Below are 16,111 nucleotides of genomic sequence, written 5' to 3'. Positions count from 1 at the left end.
CAATTTCCTCGCTGTATAAGCAAAATTGGTCTGGAAGTTAGTATTATCGAAACTTAAGTGAATTGGATGAAACCATTTTCCCTGTTGGAACACTGATAGCTTAAACGCGACTAACGAATAGAGACAAAAATAACAGCGTAGGCTTCGGTTCGAACACGAATAAAAGAGATTGATAGCGCGGATGAATACACAGCAAGAAGAGACTATCGTTGACGAAACGCCGAACGTTCAACAACCTGGTACGCTGCTTAAGCAGAAACGTGAAGCTTTAGGATTGAGTCAAAAGCAAGTGGCCGATCGCTTACGTTTGCGGGTGGCGATTATTCGTAACATTGAAGATAACCAATTTGATTCTGATTTGGTGGCAACCTTTACTCGTGGTTATCTGCGTTCTTATGCTAAAGCCGTCGGACTCTCGGCTGCTGAAGTCGTCGAAGCTTATGAGGTGCACTATGTGATTGAGCCTCAAGAGCAGAAGATGCAAAGCTTTTCTAAAAAAACGAAACGTGATCAGCACGATAGTCGTATCATGTTGATCACTTGGGTTATTGTATTGGTGATTATTGGTATGTCATCACTGTGGTGGTGGCAGAATAACCAACACAATAATCTCACTTCATCGAGTGAGCGCAGTTCATTGATTACTGAGCAAACCAATCCGCAGTCTTCGTCGGCCGACCCTATTTTGGATCAGCTACCGACGGTGAGTGACCTGACTGTCGGTAATGAGGTATCAGCGGTTGAGCAAGCAGAAGAGGAAGAGGCCGCCGTCAACGATAGTCGTGTTGAGCCTATGCTAGAAGCGGAGCCATCCATTACACCAGCTATCACCGAAAATACGCCGGTCAACGCTGACGAGAGTAATTTGCTCAGCATGACTTTTAGCGCTGATTGTTGGATTCAAGTTAAAGATGCCACTGGCAAAACGCTGTCTACCGGCGTTAAAAAAGCCGGCCAATCGATCAATGTGCGTGGTGAAACCCCGATTAGTGTCATTCTTGGAGCACCAGAAGGTGTTTCTGTCACATTTGCGAGTGAACCTGTCGACCTTTCTGGGTATACTTCAGGCAGAGTAGCTAGATTCACCTTACCTTAGACGAAATTATGCAACACAAGTCTCCTATTAAGCGTCGCCCCTCTACACGTATTTATGTGGGTAACGTACCTATTGGCGATGGCGCGCCTATCGCCGTACAATCCATGACTAACACCAGAACCACAGATGTGGCTGCGACCGTCGCTCAAATAAAAGCGTTGGAGAAAGTCGGGGCCGATATTGTCCGTGTCTCGGTTCCTACTATGGATGCTGCCGAAGCATTTAAGTTAATTAAGCAACAGGTCTCGATTCCTTTAGTGGCAGATATTCATTTTGACTATCGAATCGCTTTAAAAGTGGCCGAGTATGGTGTTGATTGTTTACGGATTAACCCTGGTAATATCGGTAATGAAGCTCGGATCCGCTCGGTAGTCGATTGCGCCCGTGATAAAGGCATTCCGATTCGAATCGGCGTTAATGGTGGTTCATTAGAAAAAGACCTTCAGCTTAAATATGGTGAACCGACACCTGAAGCTCTGGTTGAATCTGCGATGCGCCATGTCGATATTCTCGACAGGCTAAACTTCGATCAGTTCAAAGTCAGTGTTAAAGCTTCGGATGTTTTTCTAGCAGTAGATTCCTATCGGTTATTGGCTAAACAAATCGATCAACCTCTTCATTTAGGGATCACCGAAGCGGGTGGTGCCCGAGCGGGTTCAGTTAAATCGGCAGTTGGTTTAGGGATGCTGTTGGCTGAAGGTATCGGTGATACGCTACGGATTTCTTTAGCTGCCGATCCTGTTGAAGAGATTAAAGTCGGTTTTGATATTCTGAAATCACTGCGCATTCGCTCTCGTGGGATCAACTTTATCGCTTGTCCAAGTTGTTCTCGTCAGGAATTTGATGTGATCAGTACGGTTAACGCACTTGAGCAGCGTTTGGAAGATGTGTTAACCCCAATGGATGTCTCGATCATTGGTTGTGTCGTCAACGGCCCTGGTGAGGCAGAAGTCTCCCACTTAGGATTGGCTGGTAGTAATAAAAAAAGTGCCTTCTATGAAGATGGTGTTCGTCAGAAAGAGCGCTTTGATAATGACGATCTCGTTGCTCAGCTCGAAGCTAGAATCCGTTCAAAAGCAGCTCAGTTAGACACGAAAAATCGTATTGCTATTCAGCAAATCGAGCAAGATTAACCTCATGATATTACGGTAAATATTTTGGCAAAGACTATTCAAGCAATTCGAGGCATGAACGACTGCCTCCCGACTCAATCTCCACTTTGGCAAAAAGTGGAGAACGCAGTTAAAAATGTCGTTAGTGCCTATGGCTATAGCGAAGTGCGTATGCCCATCGTGGAAATGACGCCACTTTTTAGCCGCGCTATTGGTGAAGTGACCGATGTGGTTGAAAAAGAGATGTACACCTTTGCTGACCGTAATGGCGATAGCTTAAGCCTTCGTCCTGAAGGAACAGCCGGTTGCGTTCGTGCAGGAATTGAACATGGCCTGCTGTATAACCAAGAGCAGCGTTTATGGTATATCGGACCAATGTTCCGTCATGAGCGTCCTCAGAAAGGTCGCTATCGTCAGTTCCACCAATGTGGCGTTGAAGTATTTGGTATCGATGGCCCAGATGTTGATGCCGAGCTTATCATGATGACAGCACGTCTATGGCGTGAACTTGGTATTTCTGAGCATGTGCGACTAGAGCTGAATTCGATTGGTTCATTAGCGGCTCGCGCGGATTATCGCAGCGCGTTGATTGAGTATTTAGAACAACATCAAGACGTATTGGATGAAGATTGTAAACGCCGCATGTATACCAATCCATTGCGTGTACTTGACAGTAAAAATCCAGACGTTCAAGCGATACTTGGCGATGCGCCCGAATTGGCTGATTACTTAGATGCCGAATCGAAACAACATTTTAGCGGTTTGTGTGAACTTCTTGACGCGGCAGGTATCGAATACACCGTTAATCAACGTTTAGTGCGTGGATTAGATTATTACAATCGAACGGTTTTTGAATGGATAACAGAAAGCTTAGGCTCTCAGGGCACTGTGTGTGGCGGTGGCCGCTATGATGGTTTAGTTGAACAGCTCGGAGGGAAAGCGACTCCGGCAGTTGGTTTTGCGATGGGACTTGAGCGTCTGGTATTGATGATGGAAACCTTAGGTAATACAGAGGTGCGGCGTAGCGTAGACGTTTATATTGTCACGGCGGGTGAAGGTACCACCATGGCTGGAATGAAACTCGCTGAGCAACTGCGTGAGCAAGTTCCGGGTTTACGTGTGATGAACCACTGTGGTGGTGGTAACTTCAAAAAACAATTTAAACGTGCAGATAAAGTTGGTGCTGCGGTCGCTCTGGTACTTGGTGAAAACGAGATCGCTGAAAAGACGGTAGTACTAAAAGATTTACTTGGTGGTCAGCAAACCACGTTATCTCAAACTGATATTGCTAGCCAATTGGCTCATCTCGTTTAAACGCATGTTTTTGAGATTTCTTATTTAAGAGGACAGGAAGTGGAACTCTACGATACCGAAGAACAACAAGTTGAAGCGATAAAAGATTGGTGGAAAGAGAATGGTAAAGCCGTTCTCCTTGGTGCGGTACTTGGTCTTGGCGGTTTGTTTGGATGGCGTTATTACCAGCATTCAACTACGACGGGTCAAGAAACAACGTCTGAAACGTATAGCAAAGCTATCGCTAACTTTTCAGCTAAAGGGGCGCAAGCTGAGTCAGATTTGCAGCATTTTATCGATAATCATCAGAAATCAGAATACGCTGTTTTAGCGGCGATGCAGCTTGCTAAAGCACAAGCCGATGCCGGGCAGTTAGATGAGGCGTTAGCGCAACTTGAATGGGCTAAGAAGTCGACGAAAGACGCCGCATTAACCCCAGTCATTGCATTTCGTATTTCACGTTTGCAGGCTGAGCAGCAGCAATTTGATGCCGCGTTGGCTGAATTAACAACGATTACTGAGGCAAGTTGGGCTGCACGTGTTGCTGAATTACGTGGTGATATTGCACTCCGTAAAGGAGATAAAGACGCGGCTTATGCAGCCTATTCACAAGCTCAACAATCGAGTAATGCTAGCCAAACATTACAGCTGAAACTCGATGATCTAGCCAGATAAGGGCATCTGTTGATGAAAAAAATATTCAACAAAGTGCTTTTGTCTGCGGCCGTAATCGGTTTGTTAGGCGGATGTGCTGGGGAAGAAGAAAATATCATTATGGCTCCGCTACCTAGTGTGAGTAGTGAGTTTACACCGCAACCCATTTGGAGTAACTCGGTTGGTCGGGGAGTCGGTCATTTTTTCTCTAATCTGACTCCTGAATACGCTTATGGTAAAGTGTTTGTTGCTAGTCGTGATGGCGAAGTCAAAGCCCTTGATCCCAATGACGGGAAAACATTATGGCGTGTTAATGTAAGACAAGATATGCCAGCGCGTTTATCTGGGGGCATTGTTGCCGCTTACAATCAGCTGTTTATCGGCAGTGAAAACGGTCAAGTCCTGGCTTTAGATGCCGAAACGGGCGAGCTGAATTGGCGTGTCGATGTAGCCGGTGAAGTACTGGCTTCGGTTGCCACAGACAGTAACTTAGTGATTGTGAATACCAGTCGAGGCATATTGCTTGCGTTAGACAGTACTAATGGCGCTCAAAAATGGACCATCAGTACCGAAGTACCCAGCTTAACCCTACGTGGTGATAGTCGGCCTGTTACCGCTTCTGGTGGTGTTTTTTGGGGAACCTCTAACGGTCGTCTTGCCGCCGCGATTATTGAACGTGGTCAATTAATTTGGCAACAGCCGATAGGTCAACCGCAAGGCGCAACCGAAATTGATCGCTTAGTTGATGTTGATGCTGCGCCATTGATCATTGGAGCTAACTTGTACGCCATCGGTTTTAATGGGCAGTTAATTTCAATTGATTTGCGTTCAGGTAGTGCGGTATGGAAACGCAATTATTCGTCAACGACGGATATGGTCAGCGATGGCCGCCGTCTGTTTTTAGTTACTGATAAAGATCATGTCGTTGCCGTTGATGCACGTAGCGGGACGGAACTGTGGCAGAATAATCAGCTACAGCACCGACTGTTAACGGCGCCTAAATTGATTGATGGTTACCTAGTTGTTGGTGATAGTGAGGGATACCTTCACTGGTTGGATCGCAATAGCGGCGAATTTGTGGCTCAGCAATTCGTCAGTAAAAGCGGTTTTGCAGTCGGTCCCCTTGCACTTGACGATGGCTACTTGATTGTCTCGCGAGATGGTAAAATAAAGAAACTGACTATCACTCAATAAATCGTGATATAATTCACATTCGGCTCCTGGCTGTATACAGCCAGGAGCCGTTTTGCTGCAATAAACCTTGAGTTTGTATACCCAAATGTGTTTGTCATACTAAACTTTTGTACCGAGTAGCAAAATCATTTGAGTATAATTACATAAGAAAGAATTATTATTGAGGTTGTTATGATACCTGTTGTTGCTCTTGTTGGGCGTCCAAATGTAGGTAAATCGACGCTATTTAACCGACTCACCCGTACACGAGATGCACTGGTAGCGGACTTCCCCGGTTTAACCCGCGACAGAAAATATGGCCAAGCAAAATTAGGTGAAAACGAATTCATCGTGATTGATACCGGTGGTATTGATGGCACAGAAGAAGGCGTTGAAACTAAAATGGCTCAGCAATCATTGGCGGCGATCGACGAAGCGGACGTCGTCTTGTTCATGGTTGATGGTCGTGCTGGGTTAACTTCTGCCGATGAAGCCATTGCTCAGCATTTGCGTCGTATTGAGAAAAACGCGATTTTGGTTGTGAATAAAGTCGATGGTATTGATGCTGATGCGGCCTGCGCTGAATTTTGGCAGCTCGGGATGGGATCGCAGATGTACCAAATTGCCGCAGCTCATGGTCGAGGCGTTGCTGTTCTTATCGATCGCGCGTTGAATCCGCTCGCAGAGCAGATGAACGAAGATCTACAGAATCTAGAAGATCTGACGGAGTTTGTTGATACTGATGAGCCCGAGCAGTTGGAATACACTGAAGAAGAAGCGGAAGCAGAATTCAAAAGGTTACAAGATCAACCGATTAAACTGGCTATTATCGGTCGACCTAATGTAGGTAAATCAACGCTCACTAACCGTATTTTAGGTGAAGAACGGGTTGTGGTTTATGATATGCCCGGCACCACACGTGACTCGATTTATATTCCAATGCAGCGTGACGATCGTGAGTATGTCTTGATCGATACCGCGGGTGTGCGTCGTCGTAAAAGTATCAATGAAACGGTAGAAAAATTTTCTGTTGTTAAAACGCTTAAAGCGATAGAAGATGCTAACGTTGTGCTATTAGTGATCGATGCTCGTGAAAATATCTCTGATCAAGATTTAAGCCTACTCGGTTTTACTTTAAATGCTGGACGTTCGGTGGTCATTGCGATCAACAAATGGGATGGCTTGAGCAATGATATCAAAGAGCGTGTAAAAAAAGAGTTGGATCGCCGCTTAGGATTTGTTGATTTTGCTCGTATTCACTTTATCTCGGCGCTGCATGGTACCGGAGTTGGTCACCTTTTTGAGTCGGTACAAGAAGCGTATCGTTCTGCCACGACACGAGTGGGAACCTCGGTATTAACTCGTATCATGAAAATGGCAACCGATGATCACCAGCCACCACTGATTCGTGGTCGACGCGTTAAACTGAAGTACGCTCACGCAGGTGGTTATAACCCACCGATCATTGTTATTCATGGTAACCAGGTTAATGAACTGCCCCATTCCTATAAACGCTATCTAATGAACTATTACCGTAAATCATTAGAAATCATGGGTACGCCAATTCGTATTCAGTTCCAAAGTAGTGAAAACCCATTTGAGAACAAAGTGAGCAAGTTGACGTTATCTCAAGAACGTAAACGTAAGCGTTTAATGACCATGGTGAAAGATCGTCGAAAATAGACCTAGGTCGACATATTATAAAAAGCCCAAGCTGTTAGCTTGGGCTTTTTTTATCCCTTTTCGTCATTGTATTTTGTCGTTTTTTGATGGATGAGTTAACGCTTCCTCTTTGAGTATGGCGTTATACTATGCTTAAAAGAGGATCTTATAAGGACGAATTAGTGATAATGATCATTTTATTAAATTTTGCAAATTTAGGTTTTTGAATTTTAATTTAGATTTTTAATCTGTTTAAAATCCAAATGCAGAATATGTAACTTATGCTTTCGGTGTGTGGTGATATAAATGTTCTTTTTACGGTAGATCGCTGATCAAGGTAGATAAAGCAAAAGATCCATGATAGATCCCAAAGCACAGCAAGTGGAACGATTCACGTGATTTTATGTAAATAGACAGATCGGCTGAAATCACCAATGGCCCATTTGTTCTATCGAGTACTTGGCGGTATGATCGCTAGGGCCTTGCGATTTGAAGAAGAGGGGCTCGGTGTCTTTTTGCCTTATACTGTTCTAGGCTATCCCTTTTTCTACTTGAAGCCGCAGTGGTGTGTGCCGCCTTTGTTGACCTTTTTTGTCAACCAGTCGAGTATCGCGTTGGATTAATCGACGGTTTCGGCTCTGCCGGTGATGTAGCGTCTTGGTAAAGTAATCGTTATCAGTAAGGAAACCTGCAATGGAAACATGTTGTCCACAATGCTCGCATGAATTGGTCTGGAATGGTCGTTATTACTGTGCGTCGTGTGATGTAAATTATACAAAAATAGCTCACTGCCCAGATTGTAGCGCAGAGTTAGAAAAGCTTCAGGCTTGTGGTGCGGCGAATTATTTTTGTCATTCGTGCAACGAACTTAAGTCTAAATCACGTGTTCAGATTGAATTCGCAAAGCTAAAGTAACAAGCTCGCTGGTTGTTGATGGTGATTAATTAACAGTAGAACGAATGTCACCCTGTGCTAAGCGGGTAACAATCACTTCACCAGTTTGGACTTGGTCTTTACTGTGGATCACTTCACCGCGTTCATTTTGGGTAATTGAGTAGCCACGAGAGAGGGTGGCGAGTGGACTGACGGTATTGAGTTTATCGACTAAGCGGGCATAACGATGCTGTGCGTCGAGTAATTGACGCTCCATTGCTTTACGCAACTGATGTTGGCTCATCATCAACTGATGCTTTTGTGCACTGAGCTGTTTTTCTGGAGAGCGAAGCTGTAAGCGATACTGCTGTTGGCTGACGCCTTTGGCTAATAACATCAAACGCCGTTGCATCGCTTGTGTCAATTGTAAGGTGAGTTCATCCAATTGTTGACGCTGTCGCTGCAAACGGTGAGCTGGGTGTTGTTTATCCAATCGGTGTTGCAACTGTTGTAACTGATTTTTTTGCTGGGCAAAGTAATAGCGAATGCTATTGGTGAGTTGGTGTTGTTTTTGATTAAATGACTGTTTTTTATTGCTATTGTCTCGACTTACCAGTTCAGCTGCAGCAGACGGCGTTGGTGCGCGCATATCGGCAACAAAATCAGCAATAGTGACATCCACTTCATGGCCGACTGCACTGATGATCGGGATTTGACTTGCCGCTATCGTTCTCGCCACAATTTCATGGTTAAAACACCAGAGATCTTCCAGTGAACCGCCGCCTCGGCCGACGATCAACACATCACATTCTGCGCGAGAATTCGCACAGCCAATCGCTTGAGCGATACTTATCGCCGCTTCATTACCTTGGACGATGGTCGGGTAAATAATGATCGGCAGGCTTGGATCGCGGCGTTTCAGCACCTGCAAAATATCGTGCAGAGCAGCTCCGGTTTTTGAGGTGATCACGCCCACACAGCGCGGGTGTTCGGGAAGTGGTTTTTTGAGTGATTGCGCAAATAACCCTTCTGAGGCCAGTTGCATTTTGAGTTGTTCAAACTCTTGTTGTAGCCGTCCGTCGCCTTCAGGCTGCATACTTTCAATGATAATTTGATAATCACCACGAGGCTCATACAAAGAGAGCCTAGCTTTGACTAACACTTGTTGGCCATTTTGGGGCTTAAAAGAAACGGAACGGTTATTACCTTTGAACATCGCACATTTGACTTGAGCGCGACTGTCTTTCAGGGTCAAGTACCAATGACCGGATACCGGCGCAGAGAAGTTAGAAATCTCACCGATCAGCCAGACGATGCCCATTTCATTTTCAAGTAACAATCTGACTTCAGCATTAAGACGAGAAACCGTGTAGATATTTGGATTAGTCAAGGAGGGCACCGCTAATTTGGCCAGACATAAGTATGGAAATTAGCGGCAATATAATACATATCAAGGGGGGGATTGCAAATTAAAAATGAAAAAATGAGTGGTCAAGCGATTGCTCTGGGCGTATAATCCGTCCGCAATATCAAATCTAAATCTCTTTATTATGCGAAACGATAAAGCGATTTATTACTCTTAACCTTCACGTTGTGAGATATTGCAAATGCTAAGAATTGCTAAAGAAGCTCTGACCTTCGACGATGTTCTCCTCGTCCCTGCACACTCTACTGTCCTCCCCAATACAGCCGATCTTCGCACTCGACTTACCAAAAACATTACGCTAAACATCCCTATGATTTCTGCGTCTATGGATACAGTAACAGAAGCTCGCCTAGCAATCGCACTTGCACAAGAAGGTGGCCTTGGTTTTATTCATAAAAATATGTCGATAGAACAGCAAGCGGAACAAGTTCACCAAGTAAAAATCTTTGAAGCCGGCGTGGTTACTCATCCTGTCACCGTTCGTCCTCAAGCAACGATTGCTGATGTCATGGCATTGACCGAGAAACACGGTTTTGCCGGCTTCCCAGTGGTGTCTGAAAATAATGAACTGGTTGGGATCATTACTGGGCGCGATGTGCGTTTTGTTACTGACTTAACCAAGTTGGTTTCTGATGTAATGACACCGAAAGATCGTCTGGCGACGGTGAAAGAGGGTGCTTCAGGCCAAGAAGTTCAAGAGCGGATGCATAAAGCGCGCGTTGAGAAAATTCTGGTGGTTAATGATGAGTTTCAATTAAAAGGCATGATCACCGCGAAAGATTTCCACAAAGCAGAAAGTAAACCTCATGCATGCAAAGATTCTCAAGGACGTCTACGAGTCGGCGCTGCCGTTGGCGCTGCGCCAGGTAATGAAGAGCGCGTTAAAGCGTTAGTTGAAGCTGGCGTTGATGTATTGTTAATTGACTCGTCTCATGGCCATTCAGAAGGCGTATTGCAACGGATTCGTGAAACACGCGCCGCTTACCCTGATCTTGATATTATTGGTGGCAACGTGGCGACCGCCGAAGGTGCCCGAGCACTGATTGAAGCGGGTGTTAGTGCCGTTAAAGTTGGTATTGGCCCAGGTTCTATCTGTACTACGCGTATCGTTACTGGTGTAGGGGTTCCGCAAGTCACCGCGATTGCTGATGCTGCTGAAGTGGCTAATCAATATGGCATTCCTGTGATTGCTGATGGTGGTATTCGCTTCTCGGGCGATATTTCTAAAGCGATTGCTGCAGGCGCATCTTGTGTCATGGTGGGTTCAATGTTTGCTGGCACCGAAGAAGCCCCAGGAGAGGTTATCCTCTATCAAGGCCGTTCTTACAAAGCTTATCGTGGCATGGGTTCTTTAGGTGCGATGTCAAAAGGCTCTTCTGATCGTTATTTCCAAACCGATAATGCGGCAGACAAATTAGTCCCTGAGGGTATTGAAGGTCGTATCGCTTACAAAGGTCTATTAAAAGAGATTGTTCATCAGCAGATGGGCGGGTTACGTTCATGCATGGGCTTAACTGGCTCACCAGATATTGAAACCTTGCGTACTCAAGCACAATTTGTTCGTATCTCTGGCGCGGGCATGAAAGAGTCTCATGTCCATGACGTACAAATTTCCAAAGAAGCGCCTAACTATCGGATGAGCTAAACGTAAACGTTTGCTTTTTTCCTTGATGCCATTCTGAGAGGCGAGTAGACTCGCCTCCGTTTCTTAATTTAGCTGATAAGACTGCTTAACTATGACCAAGAACATTCATGATCAACGAATCCTTATTTTAGACTTTGGCTCACAATACACTCAATTAGTTGCCCGTCGTGTACGTGAAATTGGTGTTTACTGTGAGTTGTGGAGCTGGGATGTCGAAGAAGCGGACATTCGCGAATTTAACCCAGACGGCATTATTCTGTCTGGTGGTCCTGAAAGCGTAACTGAGCTTAATTCGCCACGCGCGCCTCAATATGTATTTGATTCAGGCGTGCCGGTATTCGGTGTGTGCTATGGTATGCAAACGATGGCTGAGCAGTTGGGGGGCCGCGTAGCGACCTCTACCGAGCGCGAGTTTGGCTATGCGCAAGTTACGGTTTCTGGTCAATCGGCGTTATTTAACGATCTTGAAGCCATTCAAGATGTGTGGATGAGCCACGGTGATAAAGTGGTGGAGATTCCAGCCGACTTCGTAAAAATTGGTGAAACCGAGACCTGCCCATACGCAGCCATGGCCAATGAAGAGAAAAAATACTACGGAGTTCAGTTCCATCCAGAAGTGACCCACACCAAACATGGCCTCAAAATGCTCGAGAATTTCGTACTCGATATTTGTGGTTGTGAACGTTTATGGACGTCTGAATCGATCATTGAAGATGCGATTGCTCGGATTAAAGAGCAAGTCGGTGATGATGAAGTGATCCTTGGCTTATCTGGTGGCGTTGACTCATCGGTTGTCGCTATGCTGGTACACCGCGCGATTGGTGAACGTCTGACTTGTGTGTTTGTCGATAATGGCTTACTGCGCTTGAACGAAGGTCAGCAAGTGATGGATATGTTTGGCAATAAATTTGGCCTAAACATCATCAAAGTCGATGCTGAAGAGCGTTTCCTCGCCGCCTTAGAAGGCAAAGCCGATCCAGAAGAAAAGCGTAAGACGATCGGACATGTGTTTGTTGATGTTTTTGATGAGCAAGCCAAGAAATTGAAAAACGCTAAATGGTTAGCGCAAGGCACGATTTATCCGGATGTGATTGAGTCAGCCGCCTCTAAGACCGGTAAAGCGCATGTGATTAAATCACACCATAACGTCGGTGGTTTACCAGATGATATGGAAATGGGCTTAGTCGAACCACTGCGTGAACTGTTTAAAGACGAAGTGCGCAAAATTGGTCTTGAGTTAGGTCTACCTTACGACATGCTATACCGCCACCCATTCCCAGGTCCAGGTCTTGGCGTGCGAGTCCTCGGTGAAGTGAAGAAAGAGTATTGCGATTTGCTACGTCGTGCTGACGCTATCTTTATTGAAGAGCTGCACAATGCGGATTTGTACAATAAAGTGTCGCAAGCGTTTACCGTTTTCTTACCAGTGCGCTCTGTTGGTGTAATGGGTGATGGCCGTAAATACGACTGGGTTGTATCACTACGCGCAGTAGAAACGATCGATTTCATGACTGCCCATTGGGCTCACTTGCCTTATGACTTCTTGGGTAAGGTTTCCAACCGCATTATCAATGAAGTGAGTGGCATTTCTCGCGTGGTGTATGACATCTCCGGTAAGCCACCCGCGACTATTGAGTGGGAATAGGCTTAGTTGTAAAAACTAACCAAGTCCTTATAAAATAAAAATGCCAGTCAGTATTACTGACTGGCATTTTTTATAGGGATAATGATAGTTGGTTTTCAGAGATAAGCATATCTAGGAAATCGACAACAGCCCTAACTCTACGTGAGTGTGCCAAATCTGAGTGAATAGCCAACCAAATAGGCTGATCACAACCCACATCACCTTGGACACAAACCAAGTTTTTTTTCTTAGAAATAAAATGAGGGAGTATAGCCATTCCAATTCCTGCTTCTACAGCGCTCATTTGTGCTGACAGACTGGTTGTGATTAAGCGACAAGGTTTTCCTCTTAACATTTTTGTTAACCATTGTGCTGCTGGCAAATTTTGCTGCATTTCAGACCACCCTATGAAATCATCATGTTCGAAAGATAAGCTAGTGGTGTCTGAGCGCTTTCTATTGTTTACGTAGTCTTGTGAGGCGTAAAGCCCAAACCCTAGTGTGCCTAGTCGGCGGATACTCACATTACCCCGTTCTGGTCTTACCATACGCAAGGCAATGTCAGCATCGCGTCGGTGTAGGTTAACTGTGGACACGCCCGTGACTATCTCCATGGTTAAATTTGGATGAGCCGCAATAAGTTTTGGCATGGCTGGAATAATTAGATAATCGGCCAATCCTTGCGCTGTTGCCAGGCGTACATGACCCATCACTTCATCATTATTACGATACGTAGCATCTCCAAAAGCAAAGCCAGCTTGCTCTAGGGCTTCAGCCGGTGAAATCAGATCTCTGCCTTCGTCGGTTAATGTATAGCCCTGTTGATCACGCGTAAATAAGCAAGTCTGTAGAGCAGACTCCAGACGTTCTAAACGTCGAGAAGTGGTGGCAATCCCCAAATTTAATCGTTTTGCTGCGCGACTTAATGTGCCTTCTCTAGCGATGGCGAGAAATATCCTGGCATCATCCCAATTCAAAGACGGGGGGGTTTTCTGGTTTCCATTTTCGGAAAACTGATTGCGGTTTGTGTGCATATAAATCTCCACTTTCGGAAAGCATAATGAATATCTCAACGTAAACCAAGGGATATTAATTATGAAGAAACGTGTATTAGGTCAAAGTCTTGAAGTCTCCGAGATAGGGTTAGGCTGTATGGGCATGAGTGAATTTTATGGGCCCAGAAATGACGCCGAATCCAAGTCGGTACTCCATAAAGCTATTGATCTTGGCTGCACTTTTTTAGATACCGCAGATACTTATGGCCATTATCATAACGAGCAGCTAATTGGGGAGTTTTTGAAAGAAAGCCGTGCTGAAATTAAAGTTGCGACTAAGTGTGGAATTGTGCGTCGTCCTGGGGAGTACCAACGAGTAATTGATAATAGTCCAGATTATATTCGTCGTGCTTGCGAGAGTTCACTACGCCGCTTAGGTGTTGAATGCATCGACTTATACTATATCCATCGATTAGATCCTAATGTGCCTATAGAAACAACCGTTTTTACGTTGTCTCAATTGGTTAAGGAGGGGAAAATTGCAAATATTGGCTTATCTGAGGTCAGCGCAAGTACACTGAGAAAAGCGCATGCTGTTCATCCAATTAGTGCCGTGCAGACCGAGTATTCACTGTGGACCCGTGATGTGGAGCAAGATGTTTTGCCAACTTGTAGAGAATTAGGTATTGGTTTTGTTCCTTATTCTCCATTAGGGCGTGGTTTTTGGACAGGGAATATTACGCCTGACAGTGACTTTACTCCTGAAGATGCAAGACAATCATTACCGAGATTCACGCCTGATAACCTAAGAGCAAATCGGCCGCTAACAGAGGTGGTTGCTAGCATGGCCAGTAGTAAGTCATGCTCTTCGGCACAAATTGCATTGGCATGGTTATTAGCACAGGGACCTGACATCGTACCTATTCCGGGTACAAAGAAAATGAAGCATTTGATTGATAATTTGGGAGCTCCTGATGTCGTATTAACGGCAGCCGATTTGGCCCGCATTGAATCAGCAGTGCGAGAATTTCAGCCCGCAGGGGAGCGTTATACAACTGAAGGTATGAAAGGAGTGAACGCTTGAGCCCGTTAAACCACACAAATTGGCGCAGCTGGGTCGCTGTTTTTATGCTTGGTATTGCGTCATTTACGGTTGTTGCTACTGAGTTAGCACCAATAGGTATGTTGTCTTCGATTGCACAGGATATGCAGCAGAGTGCTGGTTATACAGGGTTAGTGGTTACTTTGTATGCATGGCTTGGTGCCGCTGCCGCTTTAATTTCAGTCATGATGATTAGCCATTTACCCCGTCGACCATTGTTAGTCGGACTGATGCTATTATTGGGGCTGTCTAATGGTGTGGCAGCTGTCAGTCATAGTTTTAGCGTATTGCTAGCTGCCAGGCTTGTCGGTGCTCTTGCTCATGGTGCTTTCTGGGCAATGATTGGCACTTTGGGCGCACAGCTGGTCTCAGAAAGTAGCGTGGGGAAAGCCACTGCCATTATTTTCGGCGGCGTTTCAACCGCGAGTGTTTTAGGTGTCCCACTGATTAATTGGATAAGCTCTGATGCTGGCTGGCGATCATCATTTTTACTTTTAGCAATATTATCTGTTGTTACGGCATTAACTCTGGCTCTAAGCCTTCCGCATGTATCAGGTACACCGCGTTTGGGAAGGGGGCAACTCTTCTCTGTGTTTCGAAATTCGAAGTTGAGAATCGTCTACCTCATTGCGGCTTGTGGTATCGTTTCACACTTTGCTGCATTTACTTATATTGAGGTGCTACTTTCTTCAGTGATTGCCCTGCCAAACAGTTGGATCTCTATCTGTCTGTTGACATTTGGTGTTGCTGGTATAGTTGGTAACTTCATGTGTGGAATGTATATAGACAACTACTTAAAGAGAGTCCTTAGCACTGGGCTTCTACTTATTTCGTTGTGTTTGATGTTAATTAGTCTTCCGACTGTTAACAGCAAAATAATTACACTACTGATCGTCTCCGGATGGGGCCTTGGTGTTGCGATACTATTCGTTGGTCTTCAAATATGGATCATCCGATTAGCTAAAGACGATGCATTACCAGCTTCAGCTATTTATGCTGCTATTTTCAATGGTGCTGTTGGTACGGGAGCCGTATTAGGAGCAGGAATTTTAGACCATTGGAATATTAGTACGCTTTATTTATCTGCTTCATTAATTACGCTGCTAAGTCTTGCTTTGATGGTTGGTAGTCGTAAAGGGGCTACGGAACAAGCTACTATGGTATAAGTTTGGAATGTTTTTAAATACGTCGACGAGACGAAAAAAATCAAAAAAATTCTGCGCATGGTACAGATGACGATATCGTTAATAGTCACCTTTCTAACTAGCTGTTATATAGATTTATTTTCTGCTTATTGATATTCGAGTGGGAATGATTTCCCAGCTTTAGCTTCTAAATTTATTGTTTATCAAACCTCAGGTTCTGCCTGAGGTTTTTTATTGGGCCACATTTGTCGTGGCGCTTCCAAGAAAAATGTCACCATGCAACATAGGCGCAGGATGATCGCTAGTGCCTCG

General features: G+C 45.0%; 14 protein-coding genes. 12 read left to right on the top strand and 2 right to left on the bottom strand.

The features are described 5' to 3' along the window. The first annotated feature begins 181 nt into the window (after positions 1 to 181). The 8 genes from CAG60_RS07810 to CAG60_RS07775 all read left to right on the top strand — a co-directional run bounded on the left by CAG60_RS07810 (position 182) and on the right by CAG60_RS07775 (position 7,905). Complete coding sequence (locus tag CAG60_RS07810; protein WP_161438682.1) at positions 182 to 1,096, top strand: RodZ domain-containing protein; 915 nt, start codon at positions 182 to 184, stop codon at positions 1,094 to 1,096. A gap of 8 nt (positions 1,097 to 1,104) precedes the next feature. Next, entirely contained in the window at positions 1,105 to 2,229 is a 1,125-nt protein-coding gene (ispG, locus tag CAG60_RS07805; protein ID WP_004395841.1) for a flavodoxin-dependent (E)-4-hydroxy-3-methylbut-2-enyl-diphosphate synthase, read from the top strand. Between the two features lie 24 nt (positions 2,230 to 2,253). Further along, on the top strand, positions 2,254 to 3,522 hold the full coding sequence (hisS, locus tag CAG60_RS07800) for a histidine--tRNA ligase (RefSeq protein WP_161438681.1): 1,269 nt from the start codon (positions 2,254 to 2,256) through the stop codon (positions 3,520 to 3,522). Positions 3,523 to 3,561: 39 nt separating this feature from the next. Further along, the gene (locus CAG60_RS07795) at positions 3,562 to 4,176 is read left to right on the top strand and encodes a tetratricopeptide repeat protein (RefSeq protein ID WP_161438680.1); all 615 of its coding nucleotides are present in this window, start codon (positions 3,562 to 3,564) and stop codon (positions 4,174 to 4,176) included. A gap of 12 nt (positions 4,177 to 4,188) precedes the next feature. Beyond that, the gene (bamB, locus tag CAG60_RS07790) at positions 4,189 to 5,349 is read left to right on the top strand and encodes an outer membrane protein assembly factor BamB (protein ID WP_158137950.1); all 1,161 of its coding nucleotides are present in this window, start codon (positions 4,189 to 4,191) and stop codon (positions 5,347 to 5,349) included. A gap of 171 nt (positions 5,350 to 5,520) precedes the next feature. Next, the gene (gene der, locus CAG60_RS07785; protein WP_158137952.1) at positions 5,521 to 7,011 is read left to right on the top strand and encodes a ribosome biogenesis GTPase Der; all 1,491 of its coding nucleotides are present in this window, start codon (positions 5,521 to 5,523) and stop codon (positions 7,009 to 7,011) included. A gap of 413 nt (positions 7,012 to 7,424) precedes the next feature. Then, positions 7,425 to 7,613, top strand: coding sequence for a hypothetical protein (locus CAG60_RS07780; protein ID WP_161438679.1), 189 nt, complete (start codon positions 7,425 to 7,427; stop codon positions 7,611 to 7,613). 70 nt (positions 7,614 to 7,683) lie between these two features. Continuing rightward, positions 7,684 to 7,905 (top strand): zinc ribbon domain-containing protein, encoded by a 222-nt coding sequence (locus CAG60_RS07775; protein WP_158137954.1) that lies wholly within the window; start codon positions 7,684 to 7,686, stop codon positions 7,903 to 7,905. Between the two features lie 25 nt (positions 7,906 to 7,930). Here the strand turns inward: CAG60_RS07775 and xseA are convergent, their stop codons facing one another. Next, complete coding sequence (xseA, locus tag CAG60_RS07770) at positions 7,931 to 9,262, bottom strand: exodeoxyribonuclease VII large subunit (protein WP_161438678.1); 1,332 nt, start codon at positions 9,260 to 9,262, stop codon at positions 7,931 to 7,933. Between the two features lie 208 nt (positions 9,263 to 9,470). Here xseA and guaB point away from each other — a divergent pair, with 208 nt between their 5' ends. After that, positions 9,471 to 10,934, top strand: a complete 1,464-nt coding sequence (gene guaB, locus CAG60_RS07765) for an IMP dehydrogenase (protein WP_040904637.1) — start codon at positions 9,471 to 9,473, stop codon at positions 10,932 to 10,934. A 91-nt stretch (positions 10,935 to 11,025) separates the two neighbouring features. Continuing rightward, entirely contained in the window at positions 11,026 to 12,579 is a 1,554-nt protein-coding gene (gene guaA / locus CAG60_RS07760) for a glutamine-hydrolyzing GMP synthase (protein WP_154168966.1), read from the top strand. Between the two features lie 70 nt (positions 12,580 to 12,649). Here the strand turns inward: guaA and CAG60_RS07755 are convergent, their stop codons facing one another. Next, positions 12,650 to 13,591 (bottom strand): LysR family transcriptional regulator, encoded by a 942-nt coding sequence (locus CAG60_RS07755; RefSeq protein ID WP_161438677.1) that lies wholly within the window; start codon positions 13,589 to 13,591, stop codon positions 12,650 to 12,652. Between the two features lie 61 nt (positions 13,592 to 13,652). Here CAG60_RS07755 and CAG60_RS07750 point away from each other — a divergent pair, with 61 nt between their 5' ends. Together CAG60_RS07750 and CAG60_RS07745 are read left to right on the top strand one after the other, a co-directional pair. Continuing rightward, positions 13,653 to 14,636, top strand: a complete 984-nt coding sequence (locus CAG60_RS07750; RefSeq protein WP_161438676.1) for an aldo/keto reductase — start codon at positions 13,653 to 13,655, stop codon at positions 14,634 to 14,636. Next, entirely contained in the window at positions 14,633 to 15,820 is a 1,188-nt protein-coding gene (locus tag CAG60_RS07745) for an MFS transporter (RefSeq protein ID WP_161438675.1), read from the top strand. The genes CAG60_RS07750 and CAG60_RS07745 overlap by 4 nt, the downstream gene beginning before the upstream one ends. Positions 15,821 to 16,111 lie beyond the last annotated feature (291 nt).

It is taken from the genome of Vibrio sp. V33_P6A3T137 (assembly GCF_009904835.1).
GTDB lineage: Bacteria > Pseudomonadota > Gammaproteobacteria > Enterobacterales > Vibrionaceae > Vibrio > Vibrio metschnikovii.
This window is presented reverse-complemented; position numbering and strand designations above follow the sequence as displayed.

Coding starts and splice junctions, on each gene's coding strand:
- CAG60_RS07775 (WP_158137954.1), top strand. CDS start 7,684: ATGGAAACATGTTGTCCACAATGCTCGCATGAATTGGTCTGGAATGGT.
- CAG60_RS07810 (WP_161438682.1), top strand. CDS start 182: ATGAATACACAGCAAGAAGAGACTATCGTTGACGAAACGCCGAACGTT.
- CAG60_RS07780 (WP_161438679.1), top strand. CDS start 7,425: ATGGCCCATTTGTTCTATCGAGTACTTGGCGGTATGATCGCTAGGGCC.
- der (WP_158137952.1), top strand. CDS start 5,521: ATGATACCTGTTGTTGCTCTTGTTGGGCGTCCAAATGTAGGTAAATCG.
- guaA (WP_154168966.1), top strand. CDS start 11,026: ATGACCAAGAACATTCATGATCAACGAATCCTTATTTTAGACTTTGGC.
- CAG60_RS07755 (WP_161438677.1), bottom strand. CDS start 13,591: ATGCACACAAACCGCAATCAGTTTTCCGAAAATGGAAACCAGAAAACC.
- bamB (WP_158137950.1), top strand. CDS start 4,189: ATGAAAAAAATATTCAACAAAGTGCTTTTGTCTGCGGCCGTAATCGGT.
- guaB (WP_040904637.1), top strand. CDS start 9,471: ATGCTAAGAATTGCTAAAGAAGCTCTGACCTTCGACGATGTTCTCCTC.
- CAG60_RS07750 (WP_161438676.1), top strand. CDS start 13,653: ATGAAGAAACGTGTATTAGGTCAAAGTCTTGAAGTCTCCGAGATAGGG.
- ispG (WP_004395841.1), top strand. CDS start 1,105: ATGCAACACAAGTCTCCTATTAAGCGTCGCCCCTCTACACGTATTTAT.